At 68.2% G+C, this 24,784-nt stretch carries 27 protein-coding genes; 13 read left to right on the plus strand and 14 right to left on the minus strand.

What is annotated here, in order from left to right:
- Nucleotides 1-111 precede the first annotated feature (111 nt).
- Nucleotides 112-1,416: an MFS transporter gene (locus BO221_RS08125; RefSeq protein WP_073559820.1), complete on the plus strand. Its 1,305-nt coding sequence runs from the start codon at nucleotides 112-114 to the stop codon at nucleotides 1,414-1,416.
- 153 nt (nucleotides 1,417-1,569) lie between these two features.
- Here BO221_RS08125 and BO221_RS08130 read toward each other — a convergent pair whose 3' ends face one another.
- Nucleotides 1,570-2,043, minus strand: coding sequence for a hypothetical protein (locus tag BO221_RS08130; protein ID WP_198956075.1), 474 nt, complete (start codon nucleotides 2,041-2,043; stop codon nucleotides 1,570-1,572).
- Between the two features lie 167 nt (nucleotides 2,044-2,210).
- Entirely contained in the window at nucleotides 2,211-3,065 is an 855-nt protein-coding gene (locus tag BO221_RS08135) for an SDR family oxidoreductase (protein ID WP_073559822.1), read from the minus strand.
- A 102-nt stretch (nucleotides 3,066-3,167) separates the two neighbouring features.
- Between BO221_RS08135 and BO221_RS08140 the strand changes: the two genes are divergently transcribed.
- The gene (locus BO221_RS08140; protein WP_073559823.1) at nucleotides 3,168-3,635 is read left to right on the plus strand and encodes a helix-turn-helix domain-containing protein; all 468 of its coding nucleotides are present in this window, start codon (nucleotides 3,168-3,170) and stop codon (nucleotides 3,633-3,635) included.
- A gap of 18 nt (nucleotides 3,636-3,653) precedes the next feature.
- On the opposite strand, the gene BO221_RS08145 is transcribed toward BO221_RS08140, so the two are convergent.
- Complete coding sequence (locus tag BO221_RS08145) at nucleotides 3,654-4,475, minus strand: acyl-CoA thioesterase II (protein ID WP_073559824.1); 822 nt, start codon at nucleotides 4,473-4,475, stop codon at nucleotides 3,654-3,656.
- Between the two features lie 187 nt (nucleotides 4,476-4,662).
- On the opposite strand from BO221_RS08145, the gene BO221_RS08150 reads away from it, so the two are divergent.
- The 5 genes from BO221_RS08150 (at nucleotide 4,663) to BO221_RS08170 (ending at nucleotide 8,156) form a co-directional block, all read left to right on the plus strand.
- A complete protein-coding gene (locus BO221_RS08150) occupies nucleotides 4,663-5,190 on the plus strand; it encodes a hypothetical protein (protein WP_073559825.1) in 528 nt (175 codons plus the stop codon).
- Nucleotides 5,191-5,246: 56 nt separating this feature from the next.
- On the plus strand, nucleotides 5,247-5,810 hold the full coding sequence (locus BO221_RS08155) for a hypothetical protein (protein WP_073559826.1): 564 nt from the start codon (nucleotides 5,247-5,249) through the stop codon (nucleotides 5,808-5,810).
- Nucleotides 5,807-6,556 carry a hypothetical protein gene (locus BO221_RS08160; protein ID WP_073559827.1) on the plus strand — a complete coding sequence of 250 codons (750 nt, stop codon included), beginning with the start codon at nucleotides 5,807-5,809 and terminating at the stop codon, nucleotides 6,554-6,556. Before BO221_RS08155 ends, BO221_RS08160 begins: the two co-directional genes overlap by 4 nt.
- Before the next feature lie 127 nt (nucleotides 6,557-6,683).
- Nucleotides 6,684-7,547: a hypothetical protein gene (locus BO221_RS08165; protein WP_143195334.1), complete on the plus strand. Its 864-nt coding sequence runs from the start codon at nucleotides 6,684-6,686 to the stop codon at nucleotides 7,545-7,547.
- A gap of 27 nt (nucleotides 7,548-7,574) precedes the next feature.
- Nucleotides 7,575-8,156, plus strand: a complete 582-nt coding sequence (locus BO221_RS08170) for a DUF1080 domain-containing protein (protein WP_073559829.1) — start codon at nucleotides 7,575-7,577, stop codon at nucleotides 8,154-8,156.
- Here the strand turns inward: BO221_RS08170 and BO221_RS08175 are convergent.
- Both BO221_RS08175 and BO221_RS08180 read right to left on the minus strand, forming a co-directional pair.
- A complete protein-coding gene (locus BO221_RS08175) occupies nucleotides 8,149-8,634 on the minus strand; it encodes an SRPBCC family protein (RefSeq protein ID WP_073559830.1) in 486 nt (161 codons plus the stop codon). The two genes, BO221_RS08170 and BO221_RS08175, sit on opposite strands and share 8 nt — an antisense overlap.
- A gap of 27 nt (nucleotides 8,635-8,661) precedes the next feature.
- Nucleotides 8,662-9,012 (minus strand): helix-turn-helix transcriptional regulator, encoded by a 351-nt coding sequence (locus BO221_RS08180; RefSeq protein WP_073559831.1) that lies wholly within the window; start codon nucleotides 9,010-9,012, stop codon nucleotides 8,662-8,664.
- 220 nt (nucleotides 9,013-9,232) lie between these two features.
- On the opposite strand from BO221_RS08180, the gene BO221_RS08185 reads away from it, so the two are divergent.
- Nucleotides 9,233-9,523: a hypothetical protein gene (locus tag BO221_RS08185; RefSeq protein WP_043401119.1), complete on the plus strand. Its 291-nt coding sequence runs from the start codon at nucleotides 9,233-9,235 to the stop codon at nucleotides 9,521-9,523.
- Nucleotides 9,524-9,670: 147 nt separating this feature from the next.
- Here BO221_RS08185 and BO221_RS08190 read toward each other — a convergent pair whose 3' ends face one another.
- The 6 genes from BO221_RS08190 to BO221_RS08215 form a co-directional block, all read right to left on the minus strand.
- Nucleotides 9,671-11,167 carry a pitrilysin family protein gene (locus tag BO221_RS08190; RefSeq protein WP_073559832.1) on the minus strand — a complete coding sequence of 499 codons (1,497 nt, stop codon included), beginning with the start codon at nucleotides 11,165-11,167 and terminating at the stop codon, nucleotides 9,671-9,673.
- Nucleotides 11,167-12,579: a pitrilysin family protein gene (locus BO221_RS08195; RefSeq protein WP_073559833.1), complete on the minus strand. Its 1,413-nt coding sequence runs from the start codon at nucleotides 12,577-12,579 to the stop codon at nucleotides 11,167-11,169. The genes BO221_RS08190 and BO221_RS08195 overlap by 1 nt, the downstream gene beginning before the upstream one ends.
- Nucleotides 12,580-13,338: 759 nt before the next feature.
- A complete protein-coding gene (locus BO221_RS08200; RefSeq protein ID WP_233165791.1) occupies nucleotides 13,339-14,739 on the minus strand; it encodes a sensor histidine kinase in 1,401 nt (466 codons plus the stop codon).
- A 76-nt stretch (nucleotides 14,740-14,815) separates the two neighbouring features.
- The gene (locus BO221_RS08205; RefSeq protein WP_073559834.1) at nucleotides 14,816-15,538 is read right to left on the minus strand and encodes a class I SAM-dependent methyltransferase; all 723 of its coding nucleotides are present in this window, start codon (nucleotides 15,536-15,538) and stop codon (nucleotides 14,816-14,818) included.
- 3 nt (nucleotides 15,539-15,541) lie between these two features.
- Entirely contained in the window at nucleotides 15,542-16,927 is a 1,386-nt protein-coding gene (locus tag BO221_RS08210) for a cytochrome P450 (protein ID WP_073559835.1), read from the minus strand.
- Between the two features lie 86 nt (nucleotides 16,928-17,013).
- On the minus strand, nucleotides 17,014-17,229 hold the full coding sequence (locus BO221_RS08215) for a hypothetical protein (RefSeq protein ID WP_073559836.1): 216 nt from the start codon (nucleotides 17,227-17,229) through the stop codon (nucleotides 17,014-17,016).
- Between the two features lie 124 nt (nucleotides 17,230-17,353).
- Between BO221_RS08215 and BO221_RS08220 the strand changes: the two genes are divergently transcribed.
- Nucleotides 17,354-18,154 carry a DUF4190 domain-containing protein gene (locus BO221_RS08220; protein WP_073559837.1) on the plus strand — a complete coding sequence of 267 codons (801 nt, stop codon included), beginning with the start codon at nucleotides 17,354-17,356 and terminating at the stop codon, nucleotides 18,152-18,154.
- Between the two features lie 315 nt (nucleotides 18,155-18,469).
- Complete coding sequence (locus BO221_RS08225) at nucleotides 18,470-18,985, plus strand: secretin N-terminal domain-containing protein (RefSeq protein ID WP_073559838.1); 516 nt, start codon at nucleotides 18,470-18,472, stop codon at nucleotides 18,983-18,985.
- A 62-nt stretch (nucleotides 18,986-19,047) separates the two neighbouring features.
- On the opposite strand, the gene BO221_RS08230 is transcribed toward BO221_RS08225, so the two are convergent.
- Complete coding sequence (locus BO221_RS08230; RefSeq protein WP_143195335.1) at nucleotides 19,048-20,250, minus strand: IS4 family transposase; 1,203 nt, start codon at nucleotides 20,248-20,250, stop codon at nucleotides 19,048-19,050.
- On the opposite strand from BO221_RS08230, the gene BO221_RS08235 reads away from it, so the two are divergent.
- Genes BO221_RS08235 through BO221_RS08245 form a run of 3 tightly spaced genes read left to right on the plus strand, consistent with a single transcriptional unit; the run spans nucleotide 20,249 to nucleotide 22,606 of the window.
- Nucleotides 20,249-20,659, plus strand: coding sequence for a helix-turn-helix transcriptional regulator (locus BO221_RS08235; protein WP_073558437.1), 411 nt, complete (start codon nucleotides 20,249-20,251; stop codon nucleotides 20,657-20,659). The two genes, BO221_RS08230 and BO221_RS08235, sit on opposite strands and share 2 nt — an antisense overlap.
- Nucleotides 20,656-21,054, plus strand: a complete 399-nt coding sequence (gene tnpB / locus BO221_RS08240) for an IS66 family insertion sequence element accessory protein TnpB (RefSeq protein WP_083680609.1) — start codon at nucleotides 20,656-20,658, stop codon at nucleotides 21,052-21,054. The genes BO221_RS08235 and tnpB overlap by 4 nt, the downstream gene beginning before the upstream one ends.
- Nucleotides 21,055-21,109: 55 nt before the next feature.
- On the plus strand, nucleotides 21,110-22,606 hold the full coding sequence (locus tag BO221_RS08245; RefSeq protein WP_143195195.1) for an IS66 family transposase: 1,497 nt from the start codon (nucleotides 21,110-21,112) through the stop codon (nucleotides 22,604-22,606).
- On the opposite strand, the gene BO221_RS53515 is transcribed toward BO221_RS08245, so the two are convergent.
- Nucleotides 22,522-23,550: a hypothetical protein gene (locus BO221_RS53515; RefSeq protein WP_143195336.1), complete on the minus strand. Its 1,029-nt coding sequence runs from the start codon at nucleotides 23,548-23,550 to the stop codon at nucleotides 22,522-22,524. The two genes, BO221_RS08245 and BO221_RS53515, sit on opposite strands and share 85 nt — an antisense overlap.
- Nucleotides 23,550-24,779, minus strand: a complete 1,230-nt coding sequence (locus BO221_RS08255; RefSeq protein ID WP_073559842.1) for a hypothetical protein — start codon at nucleotides 24,777-24,779, stop codon at nucleotides 23,550-23,552. The genes BO221_RS53515 and BO221_RS08255 overlap by 1 nt, the downstream gene beginning before the upstream one ends.
- Nucleotides 24,780-24,784 lie beyond the last annotated feature (5 nt).

The raw sequence follows: 24,784 nt of genomic DNA on the forward strand, positions 1-24,784 counted from the left end.
CTGGAGGCTTGCCGGGTGTCTGCCCTGCCAGTTGGCGAGCATGCACTCGGCGTCGTGTGCGCAGGTGCCCACCGAGCACGCGTCACGCAGGTGCGTTACAAGGGTCGAGCCGTGACTGCCCTCCACCTGTCGCGCTTCTCTTCGCTCCGTGCTTTCGGGCACCGGAACTTCGTCTACGTCTGGTCTGGGGCGCTCGTCTCCAACATCGGCACGTGGATGGAGATCCTCGCGCTGGGCGTCTTCGTCACCACCGTGACCGGCCGCGCCGAGGCCACCGGCGGCATCGCCGCCATCACCTATCTTCCCGCCCTCGTCCTCTCCCCCGTCGCCGGGGCACTCGCGGACCGCTTCGACCGGCGCTCCTATGTCGCCGTGGGCACCCTCCTCCACGCGCTGCTGGCCGGCATCCTCACCGTGCTCGCCTTCACCGGCCACCTCACCGTGCCCGTCGTCGGCGTCATCTCCTTCTTCAACGGCTGCGTCAGCGCCCTCACCAACCCCGCCTTCTCCGCCCTCGTCTCCGAGCTCGTCCCTCCCGAGGACCTCCACAGCGCGGTGAGTCTCAACTCGGCCCAGTTCAACCTCGGCCGCATCATCGGCCCCGCGCTCGCCGCCGTGGTGCTCTCCGCCCATGGCATCGCCTGGGCCCTGCTCGTCAACACGCTGTCCTTCGTCGCCGTGCTCATCGCCCTGTGGCGCGTGAGCCCCTCGGCCAGGGCCAGCTCCCTCTCCCAGGACGAGCTCTGGCCCGGCATCGTCCGCGGTGCCCGCGTCGCCCGCGAGGACGCCGGCATCTTCCTCGCCATGATGGGCACCCTCGTCATGTGCACCCTCGTGGCCCCCTTCATCGGCCTGGTGCCCGTCTACGCCATCCGCGTCTTCAACCAGGGCGCCGGTGCCACCTCCCTGCTCGTCACCGCCCAGGGCGTCGGCGCCGTGCTCGCCGCCGTCATGCTCGGGCCCCTCGTCAACCGGCTCGGCCGCCAGCGCGTCCTCGAGGCCTGTCTGCTCGGCATCGGCCCCATCGCCGCCCTGTACTGGATGGCTCCCACGCTGCACCTCGCCGCGCTCGCCATGGTGGGGCTCGGCTGGTTCTACATGGCCACCCTCACCGGGCTGAACACCCTGTGCCAGCTGCGCGTCCCCCGCGAGCTCCAGGCCCGCATCCACAGCCTCTACAGCATGATGCTCGGGGTGGGTTACGCCGCCGGGGTGTGGGCCCAGGGGGCTCTCGCCGATCGCATCGGCGTGCGCTTCATCACGGCCAGCTGCGCGGTGCTGTTCCTCGCGATGGTGCTCACCCTGAGGCTGCTGCGCCCCCGCGCCTTCGACGCCACCGAGGCTCCTTCCAAGCTCGTGCCCTCCGCGGCTCCGGGCTCCGCCGCCGTGCGCCTCGAGAGCTCCGGCGAGTTCTAGTCAGACGGACCGTCAAGACAGACAGTCTTTGATTCGGGGATGGAAGAACTCCGCCCCCGGTTCGCTCTCCCTCTCGGGGGGAACACGGGGGCGGGCACCCTCACCCCGGCCCTCTCCCGGGGGGAGAGGGAGGGATTCTGGGATGGGCTTGGATTACTTCGAGTCCACCGTCAGGACCATCCAGCGGTCCGTGGAGTGGTCGATGCGCACGTTGTTCGCGCCCGAGTCCTGCAGTTGGATCAGCACCTTCTCCAGGAACTGCAGCTGCTCCTGCGTCGCGTCCACGAACACGTTCTTCGACCCCGGCCCCTTCGCCTTCGGCTTCTTCGCCGCCGCTGGCGTGCTCGCGTCGCTCGTCAGCACCGGCGCCGCCGCCACCACCCGCTGCTTCTCCTCCACCGGCGTCTCCTCGGGCTCGCTCACGCTCTCCTCCTCCTTCTCCACGCTCTCCGCCTCCCGCAGCGCCTGCTCGCGCAGCTCATTGAACGTCTTCGCGTTCAGCGAGGCCCCGAACTTGTCCTTGTACGCGTCCATCGCCTCGTTGCGGCTGATGTCCGGCTGGTTGCGGAAGAGGTCGAGCAGGAACGCGTGGCGCTCCTGCGCCTGGTCCTGGGAAATGCGTGCCATCGTTGATGTCCTCGGTTTGCTGCGTACTGCGGAACTGCCGAACGCAGGGCGGCGCAAACTACCCGAGCCCCGCCTGGAGCGGAAGTGGCCCCCAGCGAACCCCCACCCCACATCCCGCGACACTCCCCGACGGCGCACCCGGAAGCGCGCCGTCCAGGGGGTGGACCTCAGCGCTGGAGCGCCACCGCCACCGCGTCCGCCAGCGGCGTCGTGGCATGGCCGATGAGGCGGCGCAGATCTCCCGATGCGCCATTGAGCTCGCCGCGAGACGCGCCCACGTCCGAGTCCGCCAGGATTCCGGCGAAGGGCCCCGGCACCCCGGCTCCCTCCAGCACGCCCTTGTACTGCTCGGGCGGCAAATCCTTGTAGACGATCGTCTTGCCCGCCTTGCGAGACACCTCGGCGGCCAGCTCCGTCATCGTGAACGCGGTGTCTCCCGCCAGCTCGTACACCTTGTTCTCATGTCCCGAGCCCGTGAGCACCGCCACCGCCGCCGCCGCGTAGTCGGCCCGCGTAGCCGCGGCGACCTGGCCCTCGCCCGCGCTGCCCAGGATGGCCCCGTGCGCCAGCGCCGGCCCCAGGTTCTCCGTGTAGTTCTCCGTGTACCAGCCGTTGCGCAGCAACACGTACGGCACGCCCGAGGCCCGGATGAGCTCCTCCGTGGCCTTGTGCTCCGCGGCCAGTGCCAGCCCCGAGCGGTCCGCGTGCAGGATGCTCGTATAGGCCAGCAGCTTCACTCCGTCCTTCCTGGCGGCCTCCACCACCGCCTGGTGCTGCGCCGCCCGCTGCCCCACCTCGTTGGAGGAGATGAGCAGCACCTTCTCCACTCCCGAGAACGCCGCCCCGAGCGTCTCCGGCTGGCTGTAGTCCGCCTTGCGCACCTGGACGCCGCGCGCGCGGAGCTCCGCGGCCTTCTCGGGGTTGCGCACGGCCGCGATGACCTGGTGGGCGGGGACCTTCTCGAGCAGCTTCTCGAGGACGAGGCGGCCGAGCTTACCGGTGGCTCCAGTGACGAGAATCATGGGGTGTTCCTTTCCTGGCGTGAGGACTTCGTCGAAACGCGAGACAACCCTAACGGCCATGCTTACTTTTGGTAAGTACCTACCTTGAGGTAAGCTACTGACATGACAGCGAGCAAGCAGCCGAAGCACTTGCGCAAGGCGATGGCGAAATGGGCCGAGCAGCGGGGCGACCTCTACGCCGCCGCGTGCCCGTCCCGGGGCGTGCTGGACCACGTCACGAGCCGCTGGGGCGTGCTGGTGCTCGTGGCCCTGCTGGAGGGCACGCACCGCTTCAGTGAATTGCGGCGGAAGGTGTCGGGCGTGAGCGAGAAGATGCTCGCCCAGACGCTCCACGCGCTGGAGGAGGACGGCTTCGTCGTCCGCGAGGTCTTCCCCGTCATTCCTCCCCGGGTGGACTACAGCCTCACGCCCCTGGGCCAGGAGGTCGCCTCGCACATCGAGGCCCTCACCGATTGGATTGAAGACAACCTGCCCCGTGTCTTCGCCGCGCGCGCCCAGCACGCCTCCCGGAAGTCCGCTTCCGAGAGTGGAAGGCAGGGGCGGGCCGGACGGCGCGAGTCCTCCGCCTGAAAGGAGGCGGGCGCCGGTTCAGCGGCTCGAGGGAAACACGGCCGCCATCTGGCGCAACTGGGCGAGCAGTTGTCCGTCCCGGCTCCACAGCTCCGCGAGGTCATCCGCGTAGCCGTGCGCGGCGTGACGGGAGTGGCCGGTGCGCAGGTAGAAGGCCTCCGGCGAGGCGTCGAGCGGCAGCGGCGCGTAGAAGTGCGCCGTGTAGTCCATGGTGGCGCCGTTGCAGAAGCCGTCCACGCGGGTGAAGGCCGCGGGAGGAAAGGCATCCAGCAGGCCCACCACGAGCGGCGCATCGAGCGGCGTGGGGACTCGCGGGCGAATCCACCCGCCCACGCGGGCCTCGGCGGCACCCGAGTAGGGCACGGCACCCACGCACCAGCGGTAGTCGAACTGCGCGCCGAAGGTGGGCAGCATGGCGCTCGGCACGGGGGGCACGTCGTCCGGAGGCGGCACCCGGGGCGGGCGCGCGTCCGTGTAGACGAGCGGCGTCTCGCGCGAGGTGGCGAAGGTGGCGCTCGCCAGGCACGTCACCTGTCCCGCCTGCTCCATTCGCGCAGACAGGTGCGTCACCTGCCGCCCGGCGCGCTCCGTGCGCACCACGAGCGAGGCCTCGCCCTCGGCCACGGGCGCGCAGAAGTGCACGGTGAAGGAGCGCGGCGCACGGGCCGGCTCGTTCAGCTCGCGCATCATCGAGCGCAGCAGCGCGCCTCCGAGCATGCCGCCATAGGCGCCGCGTCCCTGGAACCACTCGGGGCGGATGTGTCCCTGGTAGCGCCCCTCCCCGAGCGCGTTCCAGGTGGTGGCGGTGAGGAAGGGAGAGTCGGAGGTGGTGATGGCCATGGATGCAACCTAACGAAGGCCCGGGAGGTGGGCCACGCTCCGTGCGTCGGGGCCAGGTGCGTACGGCGCGTGTCAGTGGAAGGCGCGGGTGCGTACACGGCGTGACGTGGGGGACGGGGAAAGTGCCCGCGTGGCCTGGGTTTGCTGTATCCCTGGCCAGTGCATGGCGGTTGCAGGGAGGGGTGCCATGGACGGCCTGCTGGGAGTGATGACGGCCCTGGTGATGACGGCGGCTCCGGGCGATTCCTGGGATGGACGAACGTACGTGGGCGTGGCGGTGCCGCTGGCTCCCGACGGTTTCGCGCTGGAGTCCGAGCAGGAGCGGGACGACGGGCTCTCCGTGACGCTGGGCCTGCGCGTGGGCTTCAACCTGGGGACATTGATTCCCTTCTTCGAGGATGCGGACCCCGCGTACCTGCGGGTGGGAATCGAGCCCGGTGCACGCTTCTATTTGAAGGGCCCGGTGCTGGATGGGTTGTGGGTGGGCCCGCGGCTCGAGGTGGTGCATGCGTGGGTGGACACCCCGCGCTCGCGGACGGTGTGGCAGGTGGGCGGCGCGGTGCTCTCGGGTTACAGCTTCCGGTTCGGCGAGGGCTTCACCGTGCAGGCCGCGCTGGGTCTGGGCGCTCTCTACCGGCCTCCGATTCCCGGCTTCAGCCCGTGGACCGTGATGGTGGCTCCGCGTGCGCAGTTGTCGCTCGGCTGGTCCCTGTGAAGCGCGCACTCCGGGTTCCTGGATGGGCAGGAGTGCCGGGCTGAGAATCGCGCTTCATGCGTCTCTTGCGCGTCTGGCTGGTGGTGTCTTGCCTGGTGCTCTCCACGGGGACCGCGCACGGCGCGATACCCGTTCGCGAGACGGTGGCCGCGCAGGTGATGGGCTCGGACTCGCTCAGGGCACATACCCTCGGCCTCCTCGCGCGCGGAGAGGTGACAGGGGCCATCGATTACTGGGCGGTGACTACCGGCAGGGCCGCACCCTCCTGGCTGTTCGCGCTCAAGACGGCCTTCAGTGCGAGCAAACAGGTGGCTGGGGCCTGTCAGGGAGTGGCCCGGTCCATCCACACGGCCTTCACTCAATTGGGAGGCAAGCCGGAGTTCGTGCGGTTGACCACCCGGGATCCGAATAAGTACGAGTACATCGTGATCAAGATGATGGATGGCCGGGACTTGAATGTGTCGCAGACCGGCTACCATGTCTTGGTGCGGATGAACGGCCGCGCATACGACGCATACACTGGAGCGGTGGGGATGCCGTGGGCGGAGTATCTGAGCCGGCTGGGGGCCCGCTCGGACATCGTCCAGACGGTCATCGAAGCCCTGCCGGAGACGCCATGAACCCTCAGCCCGGGGTCAAGCCTGTTATTCCCATGAAGGACATGCTGCTGCGTATCCGCGAGGACATGCGTAGCCGCACGTCGGGGCCGTACCTCTACATCGGCATGTCCGATATAGGCCGGGTGAGGTGCTTCATCGGAGGGTACGGGGAATGTCTTCGTGCTTTCGGTGTCGAGGAAGGCCCGGATGACTTGTTTGGTCATTGGATGTTCAACGTCAAGCAAGCTTTTCCGGCCCAGGGATGGGACAACGGCTACCTGGAGGAGTTCCACGGCGATCACCGGCGCGCCGTGCTCAAGTACCTGGACTTCGTCGCCGAGTTCCGCGCCCTTCCTCTCGAGGCGCTGGCCTCCATCGAATGGAATGGAGGGGGCGAGCACCCCTCGGTCCGGGTGCCGTCCCTGGTGCCCGTGCATCCACCGAAACCCACGCTGGACATGTTGCTGGAGGTCCGCCAGGAGATCGGTGACAGGCAGGGCCGGCTCTTCCTGTTCATCGGTCCCATCGAAGTGAAGCGGATGGCTGGCTTCATCGACGGCTACCGGTTGTGTCTGGCCCTCGCGGGCGCCCGTGACGAGGAGTATCCCCGCTTCGAGCGCTGGCTCCATGAGGAGAAGGGTGTTCCCGCGGGTCAGGACTGGACGCTGCCGTTCCTCGAGTCCCGCGAGGGAGACGCGGAACGGGCCATCCGCCGGCTCCTCGAATGCGTCGTGGAGTTCCGCTCGCTTCATCCGTCGCCCAGGTGAACGAAGCCCTCCGGCTCTGCCCTGAATCCGACGCAGGGAGTGTCCTTCACTCCTCCCTCCCGTCGATTGTCGTAACCCCTGGCCGCCGTTGCTTCAGGGTACGGCAACATCAGACGGGGGGTCTTCCATGTCATCCATTCCGCCTGGGTCCGAGGAGCGGGCCACGTGCGCGAGCCATCCGCACCTCGGCGCGGTCTTCACCTGTGAGCGCTGTGGCTGCTTCGGTTGTGAGTCCTGCCGCACCCACTCCTCGTCCAACCTTTGTCAGCCTTGCGCCCTACGCGTGGCGCCCGCCGTCACCCTCACCGCTGGCGAGCTGCTCCAGGACTCCTTCTCCCTCCTGAGCCGCAACCTCTCGGGCGTGGGCCTCCTCCTGGCGGGGAGTCTCGCGAGCTCCGTCCTCTCCGCGGCCTTCGTGCAGCTCTTCCTCTATGAGCCGGCCCGGAGCGGGCTCGTGCTCGTCCTCCTCTCCGCCTGCCTGTCCTCGTTCGTGACGGCAGTCTTCCTCTCCTGGACGGCGCAGAACCTCCTCCCGCGGTCCGGACTCACCCTGCGCTCGTCCCTCCAGGTGGGGCTGATCCGCTTCCTCCCCCTGCTCCTCATGAGCCTGCTCTTCGGCATCACCGTGGTCTCCGGGACGCTCTGCTTCATCCTCCCCGGTCTCTACTTCGTCGTCTGCCTGTCCCTCGCCCCCGCCCTCGTCGTGATCGAGGGCTACGGCCCCCTTGAATCCCTCCAGCACTCGTACCGGCTCACCCGGGGACACCGGTTGACCCTGTTCGTCGTCTTCGCCGTCATGTTCCTCCTGCAGGTGGGGCTGGCCCTGGCCGGTCAGCTCGTCCTGGGCTTCCTCCCCTCCCTGGGCGCGCCCTCCTGGTTGAGCGTGGAGCTCTTCTTCCCGCTCTGGCAGGCGCTCGGCTCGGCCCTCTTCTACGGCGCCGTCGTGCTCGCCTGGATGCGCATCACCGGGCGCGTTCCAGCGCGGGACTGAGACACGCCCCTTCACCCCGTGAGGCTCATGGACTCCTTCCAGACCCTGTCCTTCGACACTCCTGGCACCTGGGCCATGGCGGGCGAGGGCCGCTTCGTCCCCGCGGGCCCCGGCCTCCTCGAGTCCGAGGGCGGCTCCGGCCTCCTCTGGTACACCCCCTCCGAGTTCTCCGACTTCCGCCTCCAGGTGGACTGGCTCGCCCACTCCCTCGAGGACAACTCCGGCGTCTTCTTCCGCTTCCCCACCGCCGAGCTCGCTCGCAAGCAGCCCGATTGGAAGGCCGGCTTCGAGGTGCAGATCGACGACCGCGGCGTGGACCCCGAGCACGAGACCCTGGGCAGTCCCCGGATGGGCAGCCCCCTGCACCTCACCGGCGCCCTCTACACGCTCGCTCCCGCTCTGCGGATGGCCTCGCGGCCCCTGGGTGAGTGGAACTCCTTCGACATCCTCGCCCGGGGGCTGGAGCTGCGGGTCGTGCTCAACGGCGTCGAGGTGTGTGTCTTCACCGCGCCCGTGCACAAGCCCCGCTCCGGACGCATCGGGTTGCAGGCCCACCACGCGGGCTCGCGCGTCTGTTTCCGCGCTCCCCGCATCCAGCGGCTCACGTAGCGCGCCCGGCCTGCTTCTCCGCGTACTCCTGCATCTTGTCCAGGGTCTGATTCCCACCCTCCTCGGCGCCGTACTTCTTCACCGCCTCGAGCGCCTCGGCCGTCGGCCACACGCTGTGCATGGTGAGCCGCGTCTTCCCTCCCTCGTCCGCGAACGTCACCGTCACCTGGAACTGCTCGGGCTCCTCGCTCGTGCCGTGGCTGTAGACCAGCCGCTCGGGCCGCACCACCTCCCGGTACGTGATGAGATTGTCGAACTCCCCGTGCTCGGCGTGGATCATCAGGTAGTGCCACGAGCCTCCCGGCTTCACCTCCATCCGGTGCGTCTTCGTCGTGAAGCCTCGCGGACCCCACCACTTGTCCACGTGCTCCGGCTCCGTCCACGTCTTGAACACCAGCTCCCTCGGCGCGTTCAGGACCCGCACCCGGACGATCTCCCGGTCACTCATGCTCTTCACGTCTCGCTTCATGTCGATCATGTCCCTCTCCTCGTTGGCCCGCTCCCCCTACTTCCGGGGGCCCTGCTTCTTCTCCGCCCCCTGCAGCTCCTGCAGGTAGTCGTCCAGCCGGTCCAGCCGCTCCTCCCACACGCGCACGAAGTGCTCCGCCCACTCGCCCGCCTCCTTGAGCGGCGCTGTCTCCAGCCGGCAGGGTCTTCGTTGCGCGTCCCTCCCCCGGGAGATGAGCCCCGCCCGCTCCAGCACCTTGAGGTGTTTGGAGATGGCCGGAAGGCTCATCTCGAAGGGCTCGGCCAGCTCCATCACCGTGGCTTCCCCTTCCGCCAGGCGCGCGAGGATCGCCCTCCGCGTTGGATCCGCGAGGGCCGTGAAGGTGGCATCGAGACGGTCGGACGGCATTCGTGTTCAACCTTCTGGTTAATTAACCTGGAGGTTAAATAGACGCCGCACGGACGGGTGTCAAGGCACGCCTGGATTGGAGCCGGGCTCCTCATGCATCGGCCTGTCGAGCGGGCGCTCGTCCCTCCCCGGGAAGCTTGGAGCGCTCCCGGTTCGCCCCACATTGAGCCTCGTAGGGCCGCGCAACCCGCGCGTCCGCGTTCCACGAGGAGTCTTCACCATGGCCGACCACGAGAAGCGGAGGAAGTACGACCCCGTGCACCCCAAGGAGCGGGAAGACGAGAAGCCTCCCTTCTCTCCCGACCGGGTCGAGCGCGGTCTCGAAGCCGATGACACCCTCCCCCTCTACTCCGCGGACTCCATCCACGGCACCCGCGAGCAGAAGTTCGCCCTCGACAGCGACGCCGAGGTCGGAGGCTATGTCCCCGATATCCGCAGCCCCATCGACGAGGCCGATGAGGAGATCCGCATCCTCCGCGGACAGGAGGAGCGGGAGAAGGACAGGGACTGAGAAGGGATGTCCGGGTTTCCCTCACGGTGGGGAACCCGGGGACAGGCACCCTCACCCCGTCCCTCTCCCGAGGGGTGAGGGGTGTTGTGCTCGAGTGGGGTGAGGGACCTCCTTGTCACCGCGTTGCCGCGTTACTGAGTCACCCCGTTACTTCTTCGCCGGGGGCGCCACCGGCTCCTTCGCCACCAGCTTGCCCAGGTTCATCGGGCCCACCTGCTCCTGGATGACCGCCGGGTCTCCCACCAGCACCACCTGCATCGCCGCCGGGCCCAGGTACGCCTCCGCCACCCGCTGCACCTCGGCCGGCGTCGCCTTCTCCAGCCCCGTCACCGTCCGCGCGTACTCGTCCATCGGCCTGCGCAGGAAGAACAGCGACGCCGCGCTCGAGCCCAGTCCTTCCACCGACTCGAACTCGCCCGGAATCGCCCGGATGAGGCCCTCGCGCGCCGCCGCCAGCTCCTTCTCCGTGATGGGGCGCTCCTGTATCCCCTTCATCTCCCCGATGAACTCGTTCAGCGCCGGGCCCGTCACGTCCTTGCGCACCGCCGACGAGGCCGTCAGCGGCCCCACGCCCAGCCGCGCGTCCGCGCTCGCTCCCGCCCCGTAGCTGTACCCCTTGTCCTCGCGCAGGTTCATGTTCAGCCGGCTGCCGAAGAAGCCGCCGAACACCGTCGTCGCCAGGTCCAACGCGTACTCGTCCGAGTGCCCCACCGCGATGCCCGGCCGGCCCACGACAATCATCGTCTGGTCCAGCCCCGGCTTGGGCACGAACACCACCTGCTGCCGCGGCGTCGCGGCGGGCGTGGGCGGCACCGGCGGCGGCACGGCGTTGCCCTTCCAGTCGCCGAAGTACTTCTTCGCCAGCCCCACCGCCTCGTCCAGGGTGACATCCCCCGTCATCACCAGCGCGGCCGCCTTCGGGCCCACGCTCCTGCCGTAGAAGGACTTCACGTCCTGCAGCGTCAGCGTGTCCACCGTGGCCGGCAGTCCGCTCACCGGGTGCCCGTACGGGTGCTCCGCGCCGAACACCGCGTCCAGGTACGCCTGCTGCGCCAGGAAGCCCGGGCTGCCCATGGCGCGCACCAGCTCGGCCAGTTGCAGCTTCTTGCGCCGGTCGAAGTCCTTCTGCGCCAGGTTCGGCTTGCGCACCACGTCGGACAGCAGCGCCAGCGCCGCGTCCGCGTGCCGCTTCAGCACCCGCGCTCCGATGAAGGCCCCATCCGGGTTCACGCTCACCGCGGGCGACACGCCCAGGTCCTGGAAGGCCTGGTCCAGCGCCGTGGTGTCCTTCCCGGCCGCGCCCTCCAGCAGCATCTTGTACGAGACGTCCGCCAGGCCCCACTTGCCCTTCGGGTCCTGCGAGCCTCCCGACGCGAACGCCACCCCCGTGTACACGAGCGGCAATTCCTTGCGCGTGCTCACCAGCACGGTGAGCCCGTTGTCCAGCTTCGCCTGCTCGAATTTCGGCAGCACCAGCTCGGGCGGCTCACCCGGCTTGGGCGGCTGCTGGCGGAAGGCGTTGGGGTCCTCCGGCGGCGGAGCCGGCGTCTCGGGGGGCTTGGGGGCCTCGGGGACGGGCTCGGGGGCCGTCTTGCAGCCGGCGGCGAGCGCCAGCACGGACAGGGCGATGAACAAGCGGCGCATCAGTGCGTCTCCTTCGCGGCCGAGATGGGGCCCTTCTGCGTGGGCACGGCGTGCAGCACCACGCGGGCATTGGACTGGAGGAAGTCACGGGCGAAGTCGCGCGCCCGCTCCGTCGTCACCGAGTCGTAGCGCCCCAGGTCCTCGTCCAGGTAGCCCGGGTCTCCCGTGTAGTGGTTGTAGCTCTGCAGCACGTCCGCCTTGCCGCCGAAGCCACCCACCGACTGCAGCCCCGCCAGCATCTGCGTCTCGAAGCGCGTGCGCGCCCGGTCCAGCTCCTGCTGCGTGATGCCGCCGCGCCGCACCTCCTCCAGCACGGCGTCGATCTCCTTGGCCAGCGCGTCACTGGACACGCCGGGCCGGGCCACCGCCTCGATGAAGAAGACGGACTGCGCCCCGAGGCTCTGCTGGGCGGCGATCACGCTCTGCGCCAGACCCTTCTCCAGCACCAGGCGCTTGTAGAGGCGGCTGGACTTGCCGGTGCCCAGCGCGTTGGCCAGCACGTCCGCGGTGGCGTCCTCCTCGCTGAAGTACGGCGGGGTGAGCCAGGCCATCATCACCTGCGGCAGCGTGCCCACCGTCTCGTCGTGGCGGATGACCTTCTCGGCGGTGTGCTTCACCGGGGCCACCGTGGGCTTCTCCGGCTTGGGGCCGCCCGGCAGCGTGCCGAAGTACTTCTCGATGAGGGCGCGGGCCTCCTTCGGATCGAAGTCCCCCACCACCGCGAGCGTGGCGTTGGACGGCGCGTACCACTTGCGGAAGAAGCCCTTCACGTCCTCCACGTTGGCCGCGTCCAGGTCCTCCATCGAGCCGATGACCTTGCCGTGGTACGGGTGCGGCGCGGGGAAGAGCGCCTTCCACAGCTTCTCCTGCGCGAGGCCGTAGGGGCGCGTCTCCACGCCCTGGCGCCGCTCGTTCTTCACCACCTCCTGCTGGGTGCGCAGCTTCTTCTCGTCGAGCGCGTCCAGGAGGAAGCCCATCCGGTCGCTCTCCAGCCACAGCGCCGTGGCCAGGTGGTTGGTGGGCACCGTCTCGAAGTAGTTCGTCCGGTCGAAGTTCGTCGTGCCGTTGAGATCATTGGCACCGAGCTGCTCGAGCATGGCGATGTGCACGTCGTCGGGCACGTGCTTGGAGCCCTGGAACATCATGTGCTCGAAGAGGTGCGCGAAGCCGGTTCGGCCGGGCTGCTCGTTGTAGGCGCCCACGTGGTACCAGACATTCACCGCCACCACGGGCAGCTTCTTGTCCTGGGCCAGGAGGACTTCCATGCCGTTGGGCAGCGTGTACTTCTCGTAGGGGATGGCCAGTGCCTCACGCCCGGGGACCAGCGGTTTCGCCTCTTGTTGCTGCTGCTGCTGGGCGAAGGCCGGTAGGCCGAGGGCGAGGACGGCGGCGGTGATGAGCGCTTTCTTCATGCGGGCTGAGTGCCTCCTCGTTGTGCAGAGGCAACCGCTTAGCACGTGCTCCGTTTCTCGCGGAGTGGGAATCCCTCTGGGAATCGGGTTTCGGGCAGGGGGCGGTTCGGAACCGGCGAATACGGCCAGTTCTCCCCTTCCCCTGTCGATTTCTCGTCTTCCATTCCTTGCATGGAGTTGTAAGCCTTTTCGAGGCACTCCAGGTTACGCGCCAGCAGGTGATGGAGGGAACTCAATGAGACAGACAGTTTCGTTCGGGGTGGTGCTGGCGGCGGCACTCATGGCCGGAAATGCCAGGGCACAAGAAGTCGAGAATGTCCGCACCATCGTCACCAAGACGGTCGCCGACAGTGTTTGCCCGGTGGGATCCGCCGCGAGTTATGTGCCCGCGGCCTTTCGAGGCAAGACCGGCAGCGAGATCTGTGCCGCCGACTACCATGGGTGGAAGGCGTGTGTCGCCGTCAGATTCATGTTCGTGACCGCGGATAACAAGTACGGGAGGTATTCCCCCGCGGATGGTGCTTGTTGGCAGCCGGTCCACAATCCCTGGCCTTGGGGAGACACCATGGCTACTCCCACGACGTTTGGGGCCGATTGGGCCCACGGTAATACGCAGGTTGTCTGTTGTTATTGAGAGCGCCTTGCCGTGCCCAACCGATTGAGTCATTGCCTTGGTTTCACCCACCCGGGCTGGAGGCCACAGCTCGGGTCCGGGTGACGTTCCGGCTCACAGGGGGCAACCCGAGGCGTCAGGCACCCTCACCCCGTCCCTCTCCCGGAGGGAGAGGGGTTCTGCGTGCCAGTGGGCTCTGGGTCAACGGTTCCGTGTCGGGCGGGTTTGTGCATTGGGAGTTCCAGCCGCAGCCTCGCGCCTCCCTCCGGCCGGTTCTCCGCTGTCAGTCTTCCCCCGAATCGCTCCACCATCTCCCGCGACAGGCTCAGCCCCAGCCCCGTCCCCTTCTCCGGCCCCTTCGTCGTGAAGAAGGACTCGAAGAGTCTCGGCAGCACTTCCGGCGGGAAGCCCGGTCCGTTGTCCTCCACCAGCAGCGTCACCTTCTCCCCCTCCGCCATCCCCCTCACCCTCACCTCCCCTCCCTGCACCCGCGCCTCCTCCAGCGCGTCCCCCGCGTTCACCAGCAGGTTCAAAATCACCTGCGCCAGTCTCCGCCTCGTCGCGAACACCTCCGGCAGCTCCGCCGGTATCTCCACCGTCAGCTTCGCCACGTGCTTGAGCCGCACCCCCGCCAGCCTCGCCGCGTCCGACACCACGTCCACCAGCACGCACTCGCAGGGCTCTTCCACGTCCATCCGCGAGAAGCCCTTCAGGTCCGTGACGATCTGCCGGATGCGCTCCATCCCCGTGCTCGTCTCGTTGAAGACCTCCTGGAACTCCTGCCTCAATTCCTCTCGCAGCGGCTGCGCCAGCACCTCCGTGCGCAGGTACTCCAGGTTCGAGCCCACGAACGCCAGCGGGTTGTTGATTTCATGCATCACGCTCGCCGCCAGCCTCCCCACCGTCGCCAGCTTCTCCGACTGCGCCCGGTGCCGCTCGGCCTTCGTCAGCTTCTCCATCGACTCGCGGCGCTCGCGCTCCACCCGCGCCTCGTTCTCCGCCGCCTGCGCCTTGCGGAACTGCGACGAGCCGTACACCCCGAAGAACGTCGACGACGTCACCATCCCCGCCCAGGCCAGCGCGTTCAGTGCCGAGCCCTCCGTCCGCATCACGATGGCCATGGCCCCCAGTGCACACGTCGCCCCGCAGACGATCGCCGGCTTCGTGTCCCCCGGCCGGATGAGCGCCATCAACAGCGGCATCGAGGGCACCAGCGTCATGTACGGACTGTCCACTCCTCCCGTGAAGGCGACGATGCTCATGAACAAGCCACTCATGAGCGCGGTGTGGATGCGCAGCAGCAGCGGCAGCCAGCGCTCCTCCAGCGCCATCACCAGCCACGTGTAGAGCAGCATCTCCCCGGACCAGAGGACTCGCACCGCCAGCGTCGCGGGGCTCGGCTGCCCCAGCATGAACAGGTCCAGCGGGTAGAGCAGCAGGATGGAGGCCGCGAACACCCCACTCATCCTCCACCGCCGCCCCTTCTGCTCGGGAGAGGAGTGACGGGTGATCATCGCGGCGTCCGGGGACGGCAACAGCGCAGACATGGGCTCGGCGGGCTCCAGCGAAGGTGTCCGGCGATGCTATGCCGCCCCCGCCGCGCCTGAACAGCCGGGCTTCCCCTCACTGCCGGGTAGCGAGCACCACGCACAATCCATGGCGCGCGTACTTCTCTGGCAGTGCGTCCCGCCGCACCTCCACGTGGAAGCCTCGTGTCTCCAGCAGCGCCCGCGCGCGCGGCAGCAGGAACGTCAGGTAATACATGACGAAGGGCGGATCCCACACCGCGTTGCGTACCCTCATGGCCGCGTTGAAGGCCTTCGCCATCCAATAGCCCGGCCTCAGCCGCGAGGGCTCTTTCCCCGTCACGAACAGGAATCGGCCTCCGGGTTTCAGCACCCGGTGGATGGACTCCACCAGCCGCGGCTCGTCCTCCTCCGGGATGTGGCCGAAGGCGCCGAAGCTCGTCACCAGCTCGAATTCCTCGCGCCACGGCAATTCCAGTGCATCCCCGCGCACCCACTCCAACGCCGCGCTCCCCGGTGCGTCCGCGAGTCTCTGGCGCGCCTCGTCCAGCATCCCCTGGCTCAGGTCCACCCCCACCACCCGCTCGTGGCACAGCGCCCTCAGGTGGCGCATCGCCGCTCCCGTGCCGCAGCACACGTCCAGCGCGCTCGCCACGCTCCCCGGCGGGCCCGCCTGTTCCACGCTCGCCTTCAGCACGTCGTCCGGCGTGCGGAAGGGCGTGTAGTCGAACTTCGGCGCCAGCAGATCATACCCCCGCTCCACCGAGCTCAGGCCCTGCCGCATCAGCTCCACGAAGCTCGGTCCCTTGGGATGGAACATGGTTCAGGCGCTCGCGTGCAGGGGTTCGACGAACATGGGCAGTCCACCCTTGGGCCGCAAGGTGACGAGCGGCTCGGGTTCCACGGTGTGGCCCGGCACCGCTCGCAGCCGGAAGTGTTGCAACACCTCGGCGATGATGAGCGTGGCCTCCATGAGGGCGAAGTTGTTGCCGATGCACAGCCGTTGGCCGCCGCCAAAGGGCATGTATGCCAGGCGCGGGCGCTGCGCGGTCTGCTCGGGCGAGAAGCGCTCCGGGTCGAAGCGCTCCGGGTCCGGCCACAGCCTCGGGTTGCGGTGGATGGTGTAGGGCCCCGTGACGACGACGACGCGCGGGCTGGCGGGGATCCGCACCCCGCCGAGCTCGTCTTCCTTCACCGGCTGGCGGGCCATGATCCACGCCGGCGGGTACAGGCGCATGGCCTCCTCGAACATCTGCGTGAGGTAGCGCAGCTGCGGAATGTCCTGGGCCGTGGGCGTGCGGCCGCCGAGCACCCGTTGCACCTCGGCGCGGGCACGGGTTTCAATCTCCGGGTTCTGGGCGAGCAGGTGCCACATCCAGGCGAGCCCGTTGGCGGTGGTCTCGTGGCCGGCGAGGAAGAGTGTCATGGCCTCGTCGCGCAGCTGGGCGTCCGTCATGCGCTCGCCGGTGTCGGCGTCCTGGGCGGCCATGAGGGTGGCGAGCAGATCATCCCCCCGCGTCTCGCCGGCGCGGCGGCGGGCGATGATGTCGAAGACGACGGAGTCGAGGGTCCGCAGCGCCTGCTGGAAGGTGCGGTTGCGCGCGGTGGGGAGGAAGTCCGGGGCGTAGAGGCCGAGCGAGAGGATGCGGTGGTTCGTCTCGGCGAGGGCGACGCCGAGCGCCTGGCCGACGCTGTTGGCGTTGCCGCTGACGTCGGTGGAGAAGAGGGCGCGGCCGACGATGCCCAGGGTGAGGTGCATCATCTCGGCGCCGACGTCGAGGGGCTCGGACGCCGAGGGGCGGGCCCGCCAGCGTGCGAGCATCTGCTGGGTGGCCTCCACCATGGAGCCTGCGAGCGCGGCCAGGCGCTCCTTGTGGAAGGCGGGCTGCATGAGGCGGCGCTGGCGCTTCCAGAAGTCGCCCGAGCTGGTGAACAGGCCATTGCCGAGCACCGGCCACGCATCGCGCACCAGGCTGGAGGGCTTGCTGTACCGGTCCGCGTGGTCGACGAGGACGTGTTTGACGAGCTCGGGGTGGGTGATGGAGACGAGGCTGATGGCGGGCCCCATGCGGAGGCGGACGAATTCTCCGTACTCCTGGTGGGCGCGCACGAAGAGCTGGAGCGGGCTGTGGCGCCGCTCCTGGATGCTGCCCCAGAACCAGTGGCCTCGGGGTCCCGGGGCCTCTCCCAGCGTGCGTGCTTCCGGCATGGCGCGTCCCTCGTGTGTGGCCGGCCCCCGGGTGGAGACCGGACGAGCGGGACGCTAGCGGCTATGCCGGGTGGGACGCACGTCCCTCAGTGCATGGTGGTGGCCTCGGGCTCCTGGTAGGCGCCTCCGGAGACACCGGTGCGAGCCTCGAATTCCTTGCAGCCGCTCATCCCCGTCACCTGCAACTCGAAATCCCGCAGCTCGGGCTGTGTGCACTGGGCGACTTCGGTGTCATCGGGTTGGGCGTTGTGGCTGTTGAAGAAGCGGCAGCCCTTGCAGTTGCCCCACGTATGGTCCGCCATGGCGTTTCCCTCGTTCGGTAGTGGCCCTCCCCTTCGAGGGTGGGGGTGCGCGGTGGCGGCAACAAGCGGCGCCTGCCCCGCCCTTCGAGGAAGGGGCGGGCGGCTTCGTGAGATACTCGGGCCCATGCCCCCCGCCGGCGCCTCGGGCGCCACGCTTCCCCGCTGTGCCGTGCACCCGGACGTCCCCGCCGAGGGCATCTGCACGCGCTGCGGCGGCTTCTTCTGCCCCGGGTGCGCCACCTGGGTGCTCGGCGCCGTCTACTGCGCCGCCTGCGCCGCGCTCCCCGAGGTCAATTACCTGGAGGCCTTCCGGCTCAAGCTGTGGGGGCGGCGGGACTCGTTGGCCTGGTTCCTCGGGCTGGGCGGTCTGATGATGCTGGCGCCCGGCCTCACGCTGCTGCTGAGCGGAGACTCCCTGCCGGGAGCCTTCCTGCTCGCCTGCTCGGCGGTGGGCCTGGGGTGCTTCTTCGGCCAGCGGTGGGCCCGCGCGGGGCTGATCGCCCTGCCCGGAGGCCTGGGGGTGCTTGGGCTGGTGTCACAGGAGCCCCTGCTCGTCGTCCCCGCCCTGTTCCTCCTGGGCATGGGGGCCTCCGTCTACCAGGACCCGAGGCACAAGCTCTTCCACCGGGTGTCCATTCCGGACGGCGCCCTGCTGCGGCTGTGGAACCGCCACGAGAACAACCCCCTGGCCCTGGTGGGGTTGCAGCTCGGGGTGTACGGGGTGTTCTTCCCCCTCTTCGCACCGGTGGCCCTGGGGCTGGGCCTGACGGCGCTGCGGCGCGTGAATCCCGAGGCCCGTCCTCCCATCGGCCGCCGGGGACAGGCCCTGGCCGCGACGGGACTGGGCGCGGGTTCGCTCGTGCTGTGGGTATGGCTCTGGCCGCGCCTCTCCGTGCTGCTGGGCGAGCTGCTCGCCACGGGGTAGCGCGGGCCGGTCCGGGACTCTCGAGGAAATCCGCACGGCCCCCTCCAGGGTGGAGGCCTGGAGGGAGCCTGGTCCCGAATCCGCGGGGGGAGGCACCCACCGCGTGCGGACCGGCAGTCCTGGCGCGACACTGGGAGAGCACGCGCAGGTTGCCGGTTCGGGCTGTTTCGCAATCAAAGACCCCGGAGGAAATGCACCGGCCACACGCCGGGGGATGTGGGGCGGAGGCAGGGCGCGTCCCACCCCGAAGTCCATGGAGGACAAAAGGGCTGGGAGCACTTGAAGTGAGTGGGGTCGCGGGGTTGGACTGGCTCCATGAGACCTGTCCGAGCCGTGTTCCTCGCACTGACGCTCGCCGCCGCGCCCGCAGTGGCGAAATCGCCGAAGGAGGCGAAGCGCATCTCGTTGGATGTCACCCGGGCCAACGTGCACGACGTGCTGAGGATGCTGGCGGACGTGGGCCGGTTGAACCTGGTGGTGTCCGAGGAGGTTCAGGGCACGGTGACGCTGTCGTTGCGCAACGTGGTGTGGACGGAGGCGCTGGACGTGGTGCTGGCCTCGCGCGGGCTGGGCATGGAGCGGCGGGGCAGCATCCTGCGCGTGGCGTCGCTGAAGACGCTGCAGGAGGAGGCCGAGGCGCTCGTTCGCCTGAAGGAGGCGAAGGAGCAGGCGGCGCCGCTGCGCACGTGGCTGATTCCGGTCAACTACGCGCGGGCGTCGGAGCTGCTGCCGCACGTGCAGGGGGTGCTGTCTCCGAGGGGCCGGGTGACCGTGGATGCGCGCACCAACACGCTCATCGTCACGGACGTGGAGGCGCCGAGGCTTCCGTAGGTTCCGAGGGGGCCCCGGGGGGAAGACCCTCACCCTGACCCTCTCCCGAGGCTGAGCATTAGTCACATTTTCAGGCCCAGCTCGTGGATGCGCTGGAGATCCTCGGTAATGACGGCCAGCTTCTCAAGGCCCCGGCCCAGGACGATGGAGCCGGGCGGCCCTCCAGAGGATTTGGAGTAGCCGCCCAGGCGGGCAATCCACAGGACGGCCTGGCCGATGGTGGGAGTGGCGTCGCTGCGATAGCCGTTCGCGTCGTGCCTGAAAAGCAGGGCGCGAATCTCCCAGCGCGATAGTTCCACATCGGCCGGCGCTTCAGGGGCTTCACGCGCCAGACGCTTGAGTCGCTCTATTCGCAGGGCCACGGAGAAGAGCAGGGTAGCCCAGCGGGTGAAGCTGGCGGCACTCTCCAGGTTGCTCTCCTCCACCTTACAGACGGACTTCCAACACTTGTGCACCTCCTCCAGGCGCCAGCGCTGGGCGTAGGCGTGCAGCACACGGCAAGCGTCCGTGAAGTCGTGCACCGGGTGAGTGGTCAGCAACATCCACTCAATGGGCTGCTCGTTGGCCGGCACGGGGCTGATTTCCACCGCCTGCACGGCGAAGACTTCCACCGGCAGCAGCTTCTTGGTCCAGCCGTGTTTCAGTGGCAGTACCAGCGCAGTGGCTCGCACCTGCATGGTTGCCTCGCGTGCGGTGCGCTTGGGGCCAGCTGGCACCGGCAGCTTGTAGCGCCCCAGGGGCTTTTGGGCCTCCACCACCTGCCACAGCTTGCCCTCCAGCGGCCAGTCCACGCACCTGTCCTGCGCGGCACGTACTGTCATCCAGCCGTCCGTCATGACGGCCCAGTGCAGGATGTCCCGGCAGTCTCCCCCTCTGTCCAACTGAAACCAGGGCCGCCCCTCATACCCGGCCGCTTCTCGCGCTCTCAGCACCTGCTCCATGACGTCCAGCCAGTGGCGCGTCTCCTTGTCCTCCAACGCCCGGCTGGCAGCGGGTTTCTTGCGCACTGCCTTGCGCGCCCACATGTGCTGCCCGCTCGGCCCCAGTGCCACCCCCTTGTCATTGACCACGATGGCACTGACCACCTCCAGGCCCCGTGCTTTGGCTCGCGTCGTGCCCACCGGGCCGAAGCCCTTGGCCTTCGGTTTCTTGCGCGCCGCTGGCAGCGTCAGTGACGTGCCATCCACCGGCACGTACACGTACGGGCCCTGCGCTGTAAATCCTCGCCCGAGCCCGTCGTGACGCGAGAGCAGAGGCGTGAGCATGTCCGTCGCCCCCGTGAAGGAGGAGGAAGCGATGGAAATGAAGGAGCAGGCGGAGAAGTTCCGGCGGCAGGTACTCGAGCGGGGCGAAGTGGGCCCGCGTACGCGCTACACGCAGGAGCAGAGACAGGAAGCGGTGGCGTACATGCGAGCGCGCCAGCAACAGGGGGCGAGCAGGGAGGAAGCGGCGAAGGAGTTGGGCGTGAGCAGTTGGACGCTCAGCCGCTGGGGCAGCGCAGCTCGCCGTGCCACTCATGAGGAGCCCGCGAGGGCAGCGCTGGTCCCCGTGGAGGTGAAGGACGCGCGCCCCGAGGCCAGAAGAGGAGGGCTGGTGGCGCACGGGCCCGGAGGAGTACGGGTAGAGGGCCTGTGCGTTGAGGACGCGGTGAGGTTGCTGCGAGGGCTGCTGTGATTGGCTCCACGCGCAGGCTCGCGGTGTACGCCTACGGGCAGCCGTGCGACATGCGCAAGAGCTACGACGCGCTGAGCGGGCTGGTGACGCAGGCACTGGGCCGCGACTTCCTCTCGGGCGACGTCTTCCTCTTCGTGGGACGGGACAGGAAGAGGGCCAAGGCGCTCTTCTGGGACGGCACCGGGCTGTGCCTGTACGCCAAGCGGCTGGAGAAAGGACGCTTCGCGCCGCTGTGGCAGCCAGAGAGCGACAAGCCGCCGCTGGTGCTGACGGTGTCGGAGTTGGCCCTGTTTCTGGAGGGCAGCGAGCTGGTGGGACGAGCGCCGCTGTCGCCCGCGCCGTACACGCTGGCGCCGCTCTTCCAGCCGGAGGACGCTGGGGCGGTGACTTCGTGAGTCATGCCGCGCGCACTACTTGCGCGGGCGGGTGCTGGCATGGCACTACCCGCGCATGAGCTTCCAGCTTACGACGGAGAAGGACGTGGAGAGGCTGCGCCAGGCGGCCCTCCTGTTGGAGGCGGAAAACAGACGCCTGGTGGCGCGCGTGGTGGAGCTCACGCGCAAGCTGATGAGCGCCCAGGGCAAGGACGCCGAGGAGTTGCAGCTGCGTTTGCAGGAGTTGGAGCGGCAGCTCGCGCAGCGCACCGGCGAGCTGTTTGGCCGCTCCAGCGAGAAGCGCCCCCAGCGCGAGCAGGACGAGGGGAACAAACCCGAGCCGCCCACGCACGGCCACGGCCCGCGCGCCCAGCCCACGCTGCCGACGCTGGAGGTGGAACACACGCTGGAGGAGCCCGACAAGCAGTGTCCCAAGTGCGGCGGGGCGCTGGCGCAGATGAAGGGCTGCTACGAGGAGGCCGAGGAGGTGGACGTGGTGGAGCGGCGCTTCGTGCTGCGCCGCCACAAGCGCCAGAAGTATCGCTGCGGCTGCGGCGGGTGCGTGGAGACGGCCCTGGGCCCGCCCAAGCTCCAGGCCGGTGGGCGCTACTCCGTGGACTTCGCCGTGGAGGTGGCCGTGGCCAAGTACCTCGACCACATGCCCCTGGAGCGGCAGGTGGGAAGCATGGAGCGCGAGGGGCTGGTGGTGGACAGCCAGACACTCTGGGACCAGATTGACGCGCTGGCGCGGTTGCTGTCGCCCGCGCACGAGGCGCTGCACGCGGCGCTGCTGACGCGCGAGATTCTGGGGGGAGACGAGACGCGCTGGCCGCTGCTGGGCAGCAAGAGCCAGACGCGCTGGCACGCCTGGGCGCTGTGCGCCCCCGACGCAGTGGTGTACCGGATACAGGAGGGCCGGGACACCGAGGCCGCGCGCAACATGCTCCAGGATTATGGCGGAATCCTCATGGTGGATGGGCTGAGCACCTACGAGAGCGCCGCCGCGGGCTCCGGGGGGAAGCTGACCCTGGTGAACTGCTGGATGCACGCGCGGCGCAAGTACGTGGAGTGCGTGGAGGCCTTCCCCCAGGCCGAAGAGGCTCTGGAGATGATTGCCGGGCTGTACGCAGTGGAGCGCGAGTACAAGGAGGGACCCGAGAGCCTGGAGCGCCTGCTGGAGCTGCGACAGCACAAGAGTCGTACCATCATCGAGCGGCTGCACCAGTGGGCGTGCGAGCAGCGCGCATTGCCCCAGTCGGCGCTGGGCCAGGCAATCAAATACATGAGCAACCGGTGGACGGGGCTGACGCGGTTTCTGACGGACCCGCGGGTGCCGCTGGACAATGGGGCCACCGAGCGCGCCATGCGCGGGCTGGCGCTGGGGCGCAAGAACCACTACGGCAGCCGGAGCCGGCGTGGCACCGAGGTGGCGGCCCTCTACTACAGCCTGATGGAGACGGCGAAGCTGGGCGGGGTGGACCCCAAGCGCTACCTGCGAGAGGCCGCGCTGGCGGCCCTGCGCGGGGAAGCGATTCCCCTGCCCAACCAGCTCGCGCAGTCCGCTGCGGGCTGACTCGCCACGGCACTCATTCCCACCTGTCTTGAGCTGACCGGGCGCCGCGCTGGCTGTCGCACCGCGGTGAGCGCTCCCTCATGCCCCGCGCTCGTCGTCAAGCTCCTCGACCACGGGGCTCGGCGAGCATTTACGGTGCTCGGAGCGAGGTGCCTCTGCTGCCAGGCATCGAGGGCGTGCGCTGCTTCCCGCAGCGACTCTGTGGTGTGGGCCGCCCGGATCTGCTGGCCGATCTTGTCGAGTTCCCTGAGGGGAACCCGCTTGGAGGGGGACTCCCCCTGGAGGAACTTCCCCTGGAGGCGCAGGAGCCTCTTCATGAGCCATTCGTTGCTGAGTTCCTCCCGTTCCACCCGAGCAGGTGCTTGGTCCTTGTCCGCGTGGCTTTCCTGCTGAGCCTCTGGTGTTGAACCGCCCTCGGACGCAGTGGGACTGCTGCTTGGCTGTTTGTCCGTATCAGGGGCGTCGGGTGGTGGGGCTTCCCGGTTCTGCTCGGCCCTGGTCGACGGCTTCTCCGTTCCACTCGGCGGGAGGATGGATGCCGCCTCTTGCTTCACCTGCATCCGCACGGACTCGAAGAGCGCGTTGACCTTGGGGGCGACCTGTACAGGTAGCTTCGCGCCGGGCCTGAGCAGGAGGGCGGCTCTGAAGAGCGATGCCCCCAGGTCCTGTTTACCCATCTCGCACAGGATGATGCCCTCATAGAGGGAGAGGGTGACCTCATCGTCCGCGCTACGAAGCAGTTGGCGTGCGAGTTTGACCTGGCCGAGGGCGAGCTCGTATTCGAGATTCTCGTACAGACTGTTGATAGAGATGATGTGGCCGCGGATCGCGCCTTCGTTCTCAGCGGACGCGGCGAAGGGAAGGGACAGGGCCAGGACAAGGACGAGAGCGCCTTGAACGGCAGACCTCCCAGAATGCTCTCTCACGTCAATGCACGGTTTCATCAGGGGAATCGCCGTTGCTGCCAGGCATCGATGGCCTGCGAGGCTTGCTGCAAATCCTCGTGGTTGCGCGCCGCCTGGACCCTACTGACGAGCGTCAGGAGTTCCTTGACGGGGGACTGTGGGGAGGGCGGATTGGTGCTGAGGAATATCTTATAAACGGTGTTGAGCCGCTGGATGAGCAACTCACGTTCGCAGTCGGTACTGACAACGGGTTGGCACTTGGACGTATCCAGATTCGCGGCATCAAGGAACTTCTTCTTGATCAGAGCGCGCTCGGCTTCCCGTGGTATCTCGGCTTCTCGCTGCTTCGCTTCCAGCGCTGCTTTTAGTCGTTCCGCCTCCCGCCGCTCGGCTTCCTGCCGCTCCGCCTCTCGCTGTGGGTCCTCATAAATGAACTCACTGGCAAACTGGTCGATGTCCTTGGTGATGAGCGTCCGCTCGTAGCTGGTTGTCGCGTCCTCCATCCGGGCCTTCAATTTCGTCCAGCTTTCGGCGACGACTCCCTGGAACTTGCCGCTCAGGCAAAGCGCATGCTGCATGCGGGCAAGTCGCCACAACTGCTGGTTTATCTGGTCCCGGCTCGACACGCTCGAGGGCTTGGGCCCGCAGTCCTGTGACTTGGGGGGCTGTACCGCAACAGGCGCTTCCTTTTTCTGCTCCGCATTCAGGACGCTCGTAGCGGAAGGCATCGGAGGATGCTTCGTGTCAGTCTTGGTCACCTGGGCTGTTGACGCCCTGGGTTCCACGCTCGAAGACCCTTCCTTCTTGGTTGACTGCGCAATCCTCGTGTCCCCGTGCTTTTCCAGGGCAGGACTTGTGGATGGCGGAGCAAGAGGGTCCTCCCGTTTCTGCTCCGACTTGTTCGACGTTTTCTCCGTTCCGCTCGATGGGAGGAGAGATGCCACCTCTTGTTTCACCTGCTTGCGCACGAACTCGAAGAGCGCCTCGACCTTGGGCGCCACCTGCACGGGTAGTTTCGCGTCAGGCCTCAGCAGGAGGGCGGCTCTGAAGGCCGAGGTTGCCATGCTTGGCTTGCCCATTTCGCACAGGATGATGCCTTCATAAAGCGTGAGGGCGACCTCCTCATCCGTACTGCGAGGTAGTTGGCGTCCGAGTCGGATCTGATTGAGCGCGAACTCGTAGTCGAGGCTTTCGTACAGGCGGTTGATCGAGATGATGTAGTTGCGGATCTCGTTTTCATTCGCAGCGGGCGCGGCGAAGGGAAGCACCAGGG

Source organism: Archangium sp. Cb G35, from assembly GCF_001896145.1.
Classification (GTDB): Bacteria; Myxococcota; Myxococcia; order Myxococcales; family Myxococcaceae; genus Archangium; species Archangium violaceum.

Coding starts and splice junctions, on each gene's coding strand:
- BO221_RS08130 (WP_198956075.1), bottom strand. CDS start 2,043: ATGGCACGCATTTCCCAGGACCAGGCGCAGGAGCGCCACGCGTTCCTG.
- BO221_RS08135 (WP_073559822.1), bottom strand. CDS start 3,065: ATGATTCTCGTCACTGGAGCCACCGGTAAGCTCGGCCGCCTCGTCCTC.
- BO221_RS08140 (WP_073559823.1), top strand. CDS start 3,168: ATGACAGCGAGCAAGCAGCCGAAGCACTTGCGCAAGGCGATGGCGAAA.
- BO221_RS08145 (WP_073559824.1), bottom strand. CDS start 4,475: ATGGCCATCACCACCTCCGACTCTCCCTTCCTCACCGCCACCACCTGG.
- BO221_RS08150 (WP_073559825.1), top strand. CDS start 4,663: ATGGACGGCCTGCTGGGAGTGATGACGGCCCTGGTGATGACGGCGGCT.
- BO221_RS08155 (WP_073559826.1), top strand. CDS start 5,247: ATGCGTCTCTTGCGCGTCTGGCTGGTGGTGTCTTGCCTGGTGCTCTCC.
- BO221_RS08160 (WP_073559827.1), top strand. CDS start 5,807: ATGAACCCTCAGCCCGGGGTCAAGCCTGTTATTCCCATGAAGGACATG.
- BO221_RS08165 (WP_143195334.1), top strand. CDS start 6,684: ATGTCATCCATTCCGCCTGGGTCCGAGGAGCGGGCCACGTGCGCGAGC.
- BO221_RS08170 (WP_073559829.1), top strand. CDS start 7,575: ATGGACTCCTTCCAGACCCTGTCCTTCGACACTCCTGGCACCTGGGCC.
- BO221_RS08175 (WP_073559830.1), bottom strand. CDS start 8,634: ATGATCGACATGAAGCGAGACGTGAAGAGCATGAGTGACCGGGAGATC.
- BO221_RS08180 (WP_073559831.1), bottom strand. CDS start 9,012: ATGCCGTCCGACCGTCTCGATGCCACCTTCACGGCCCTCGCGGATCCA.
- BO221_RS08185 (WP_043401119.1), top strand. CDS start 9,233: ATGGCCGACCACGAGAAGCGGAGGAAGTACGACCCCGTGCACCCCAAG.
- BO221_RS08190 (WP_073559832.1), bottom strand. CDS start 11,167: ATGCGCCGCTTGTTCATCGCCCTGTCCGTGCTGGCGCTCGCCGCCGGC.
- BO221_RS08195 (WP_073559833.1), bottom strand. CDS start 12,579: ATGAAGAAAGCGCTCATCACCGCCGCCGTCCTCGCCCTCGGCCTACCG.
- BO221_RS08200 (WP_233165791.1), bottom strand. CDS start 14,739: ATGTCTGCGCTGTTGCCGTCCCCGGACGCCGCGATGATCACCCGTCAC.
- BO221_RS08205 (WP_073559834.1), bottom strand. CDS start 15,538: ATGTTCCATCCCAAGGGACCGAGCTTCGTGGAGCTGATGCGGCAGGGC.
- BO221_RS08210 (WP_073559835.1), bottom strand. CDS start 16,927: ATGCCGGAAGCACGCACGCTGGGAGAGGCCCCGGGACCCCGAGGCCAC.
- BO221_RS08215 (WP_073559836.1), bottom strand. CDS start 17,229: ATGGCGGACCATACGTGGGGCAACTGCAAGGGCTGCCGCTTCTTCAAC.
- BO221_RS08220 (WP_073559837.1), top strand. CDS start 17,354: ATGCCCCCCGCCGGCGCCTCGGGCGCCACGCTTCCCCGCTGTGCCGTG.
- BO221_RS08225 (WP_073559838.1), top strand. CDS start 18,470: ATGAGACCTGTCCGAGCCGTGTTCCTCGCACTGACGCTCGCCGCCGCG.
- BO221_RS08235 (WP_073558437.1), top strand. CDS start 20,249: ATGTCCGTCGCCCCCGTGAAGGAGGAGGAAGCGATGGAAATGAAGGAG.
- BO221_RS08230 (WP_143195335.1), bottom strand. CDS start 20,250: ATGCTCACGCCTCTGCTCTCGCGTCACGACGGGCTCGGGCGAGGATTT.
- BO221_RS08245 (WP_143195195.1), top strand. CDS start 21,110: ATGAGCTTCCAGCTTACGACGGAGAAGGACGTGGAGAGGCTGCGCCAG.
- BO221_RS53515 (WP_143195336.1), bottom strand. CDS start 23,550: ATGAAACCGTGCATTGACGTGAGAGAGCATTCTGGGAGGTCTGCCGTT.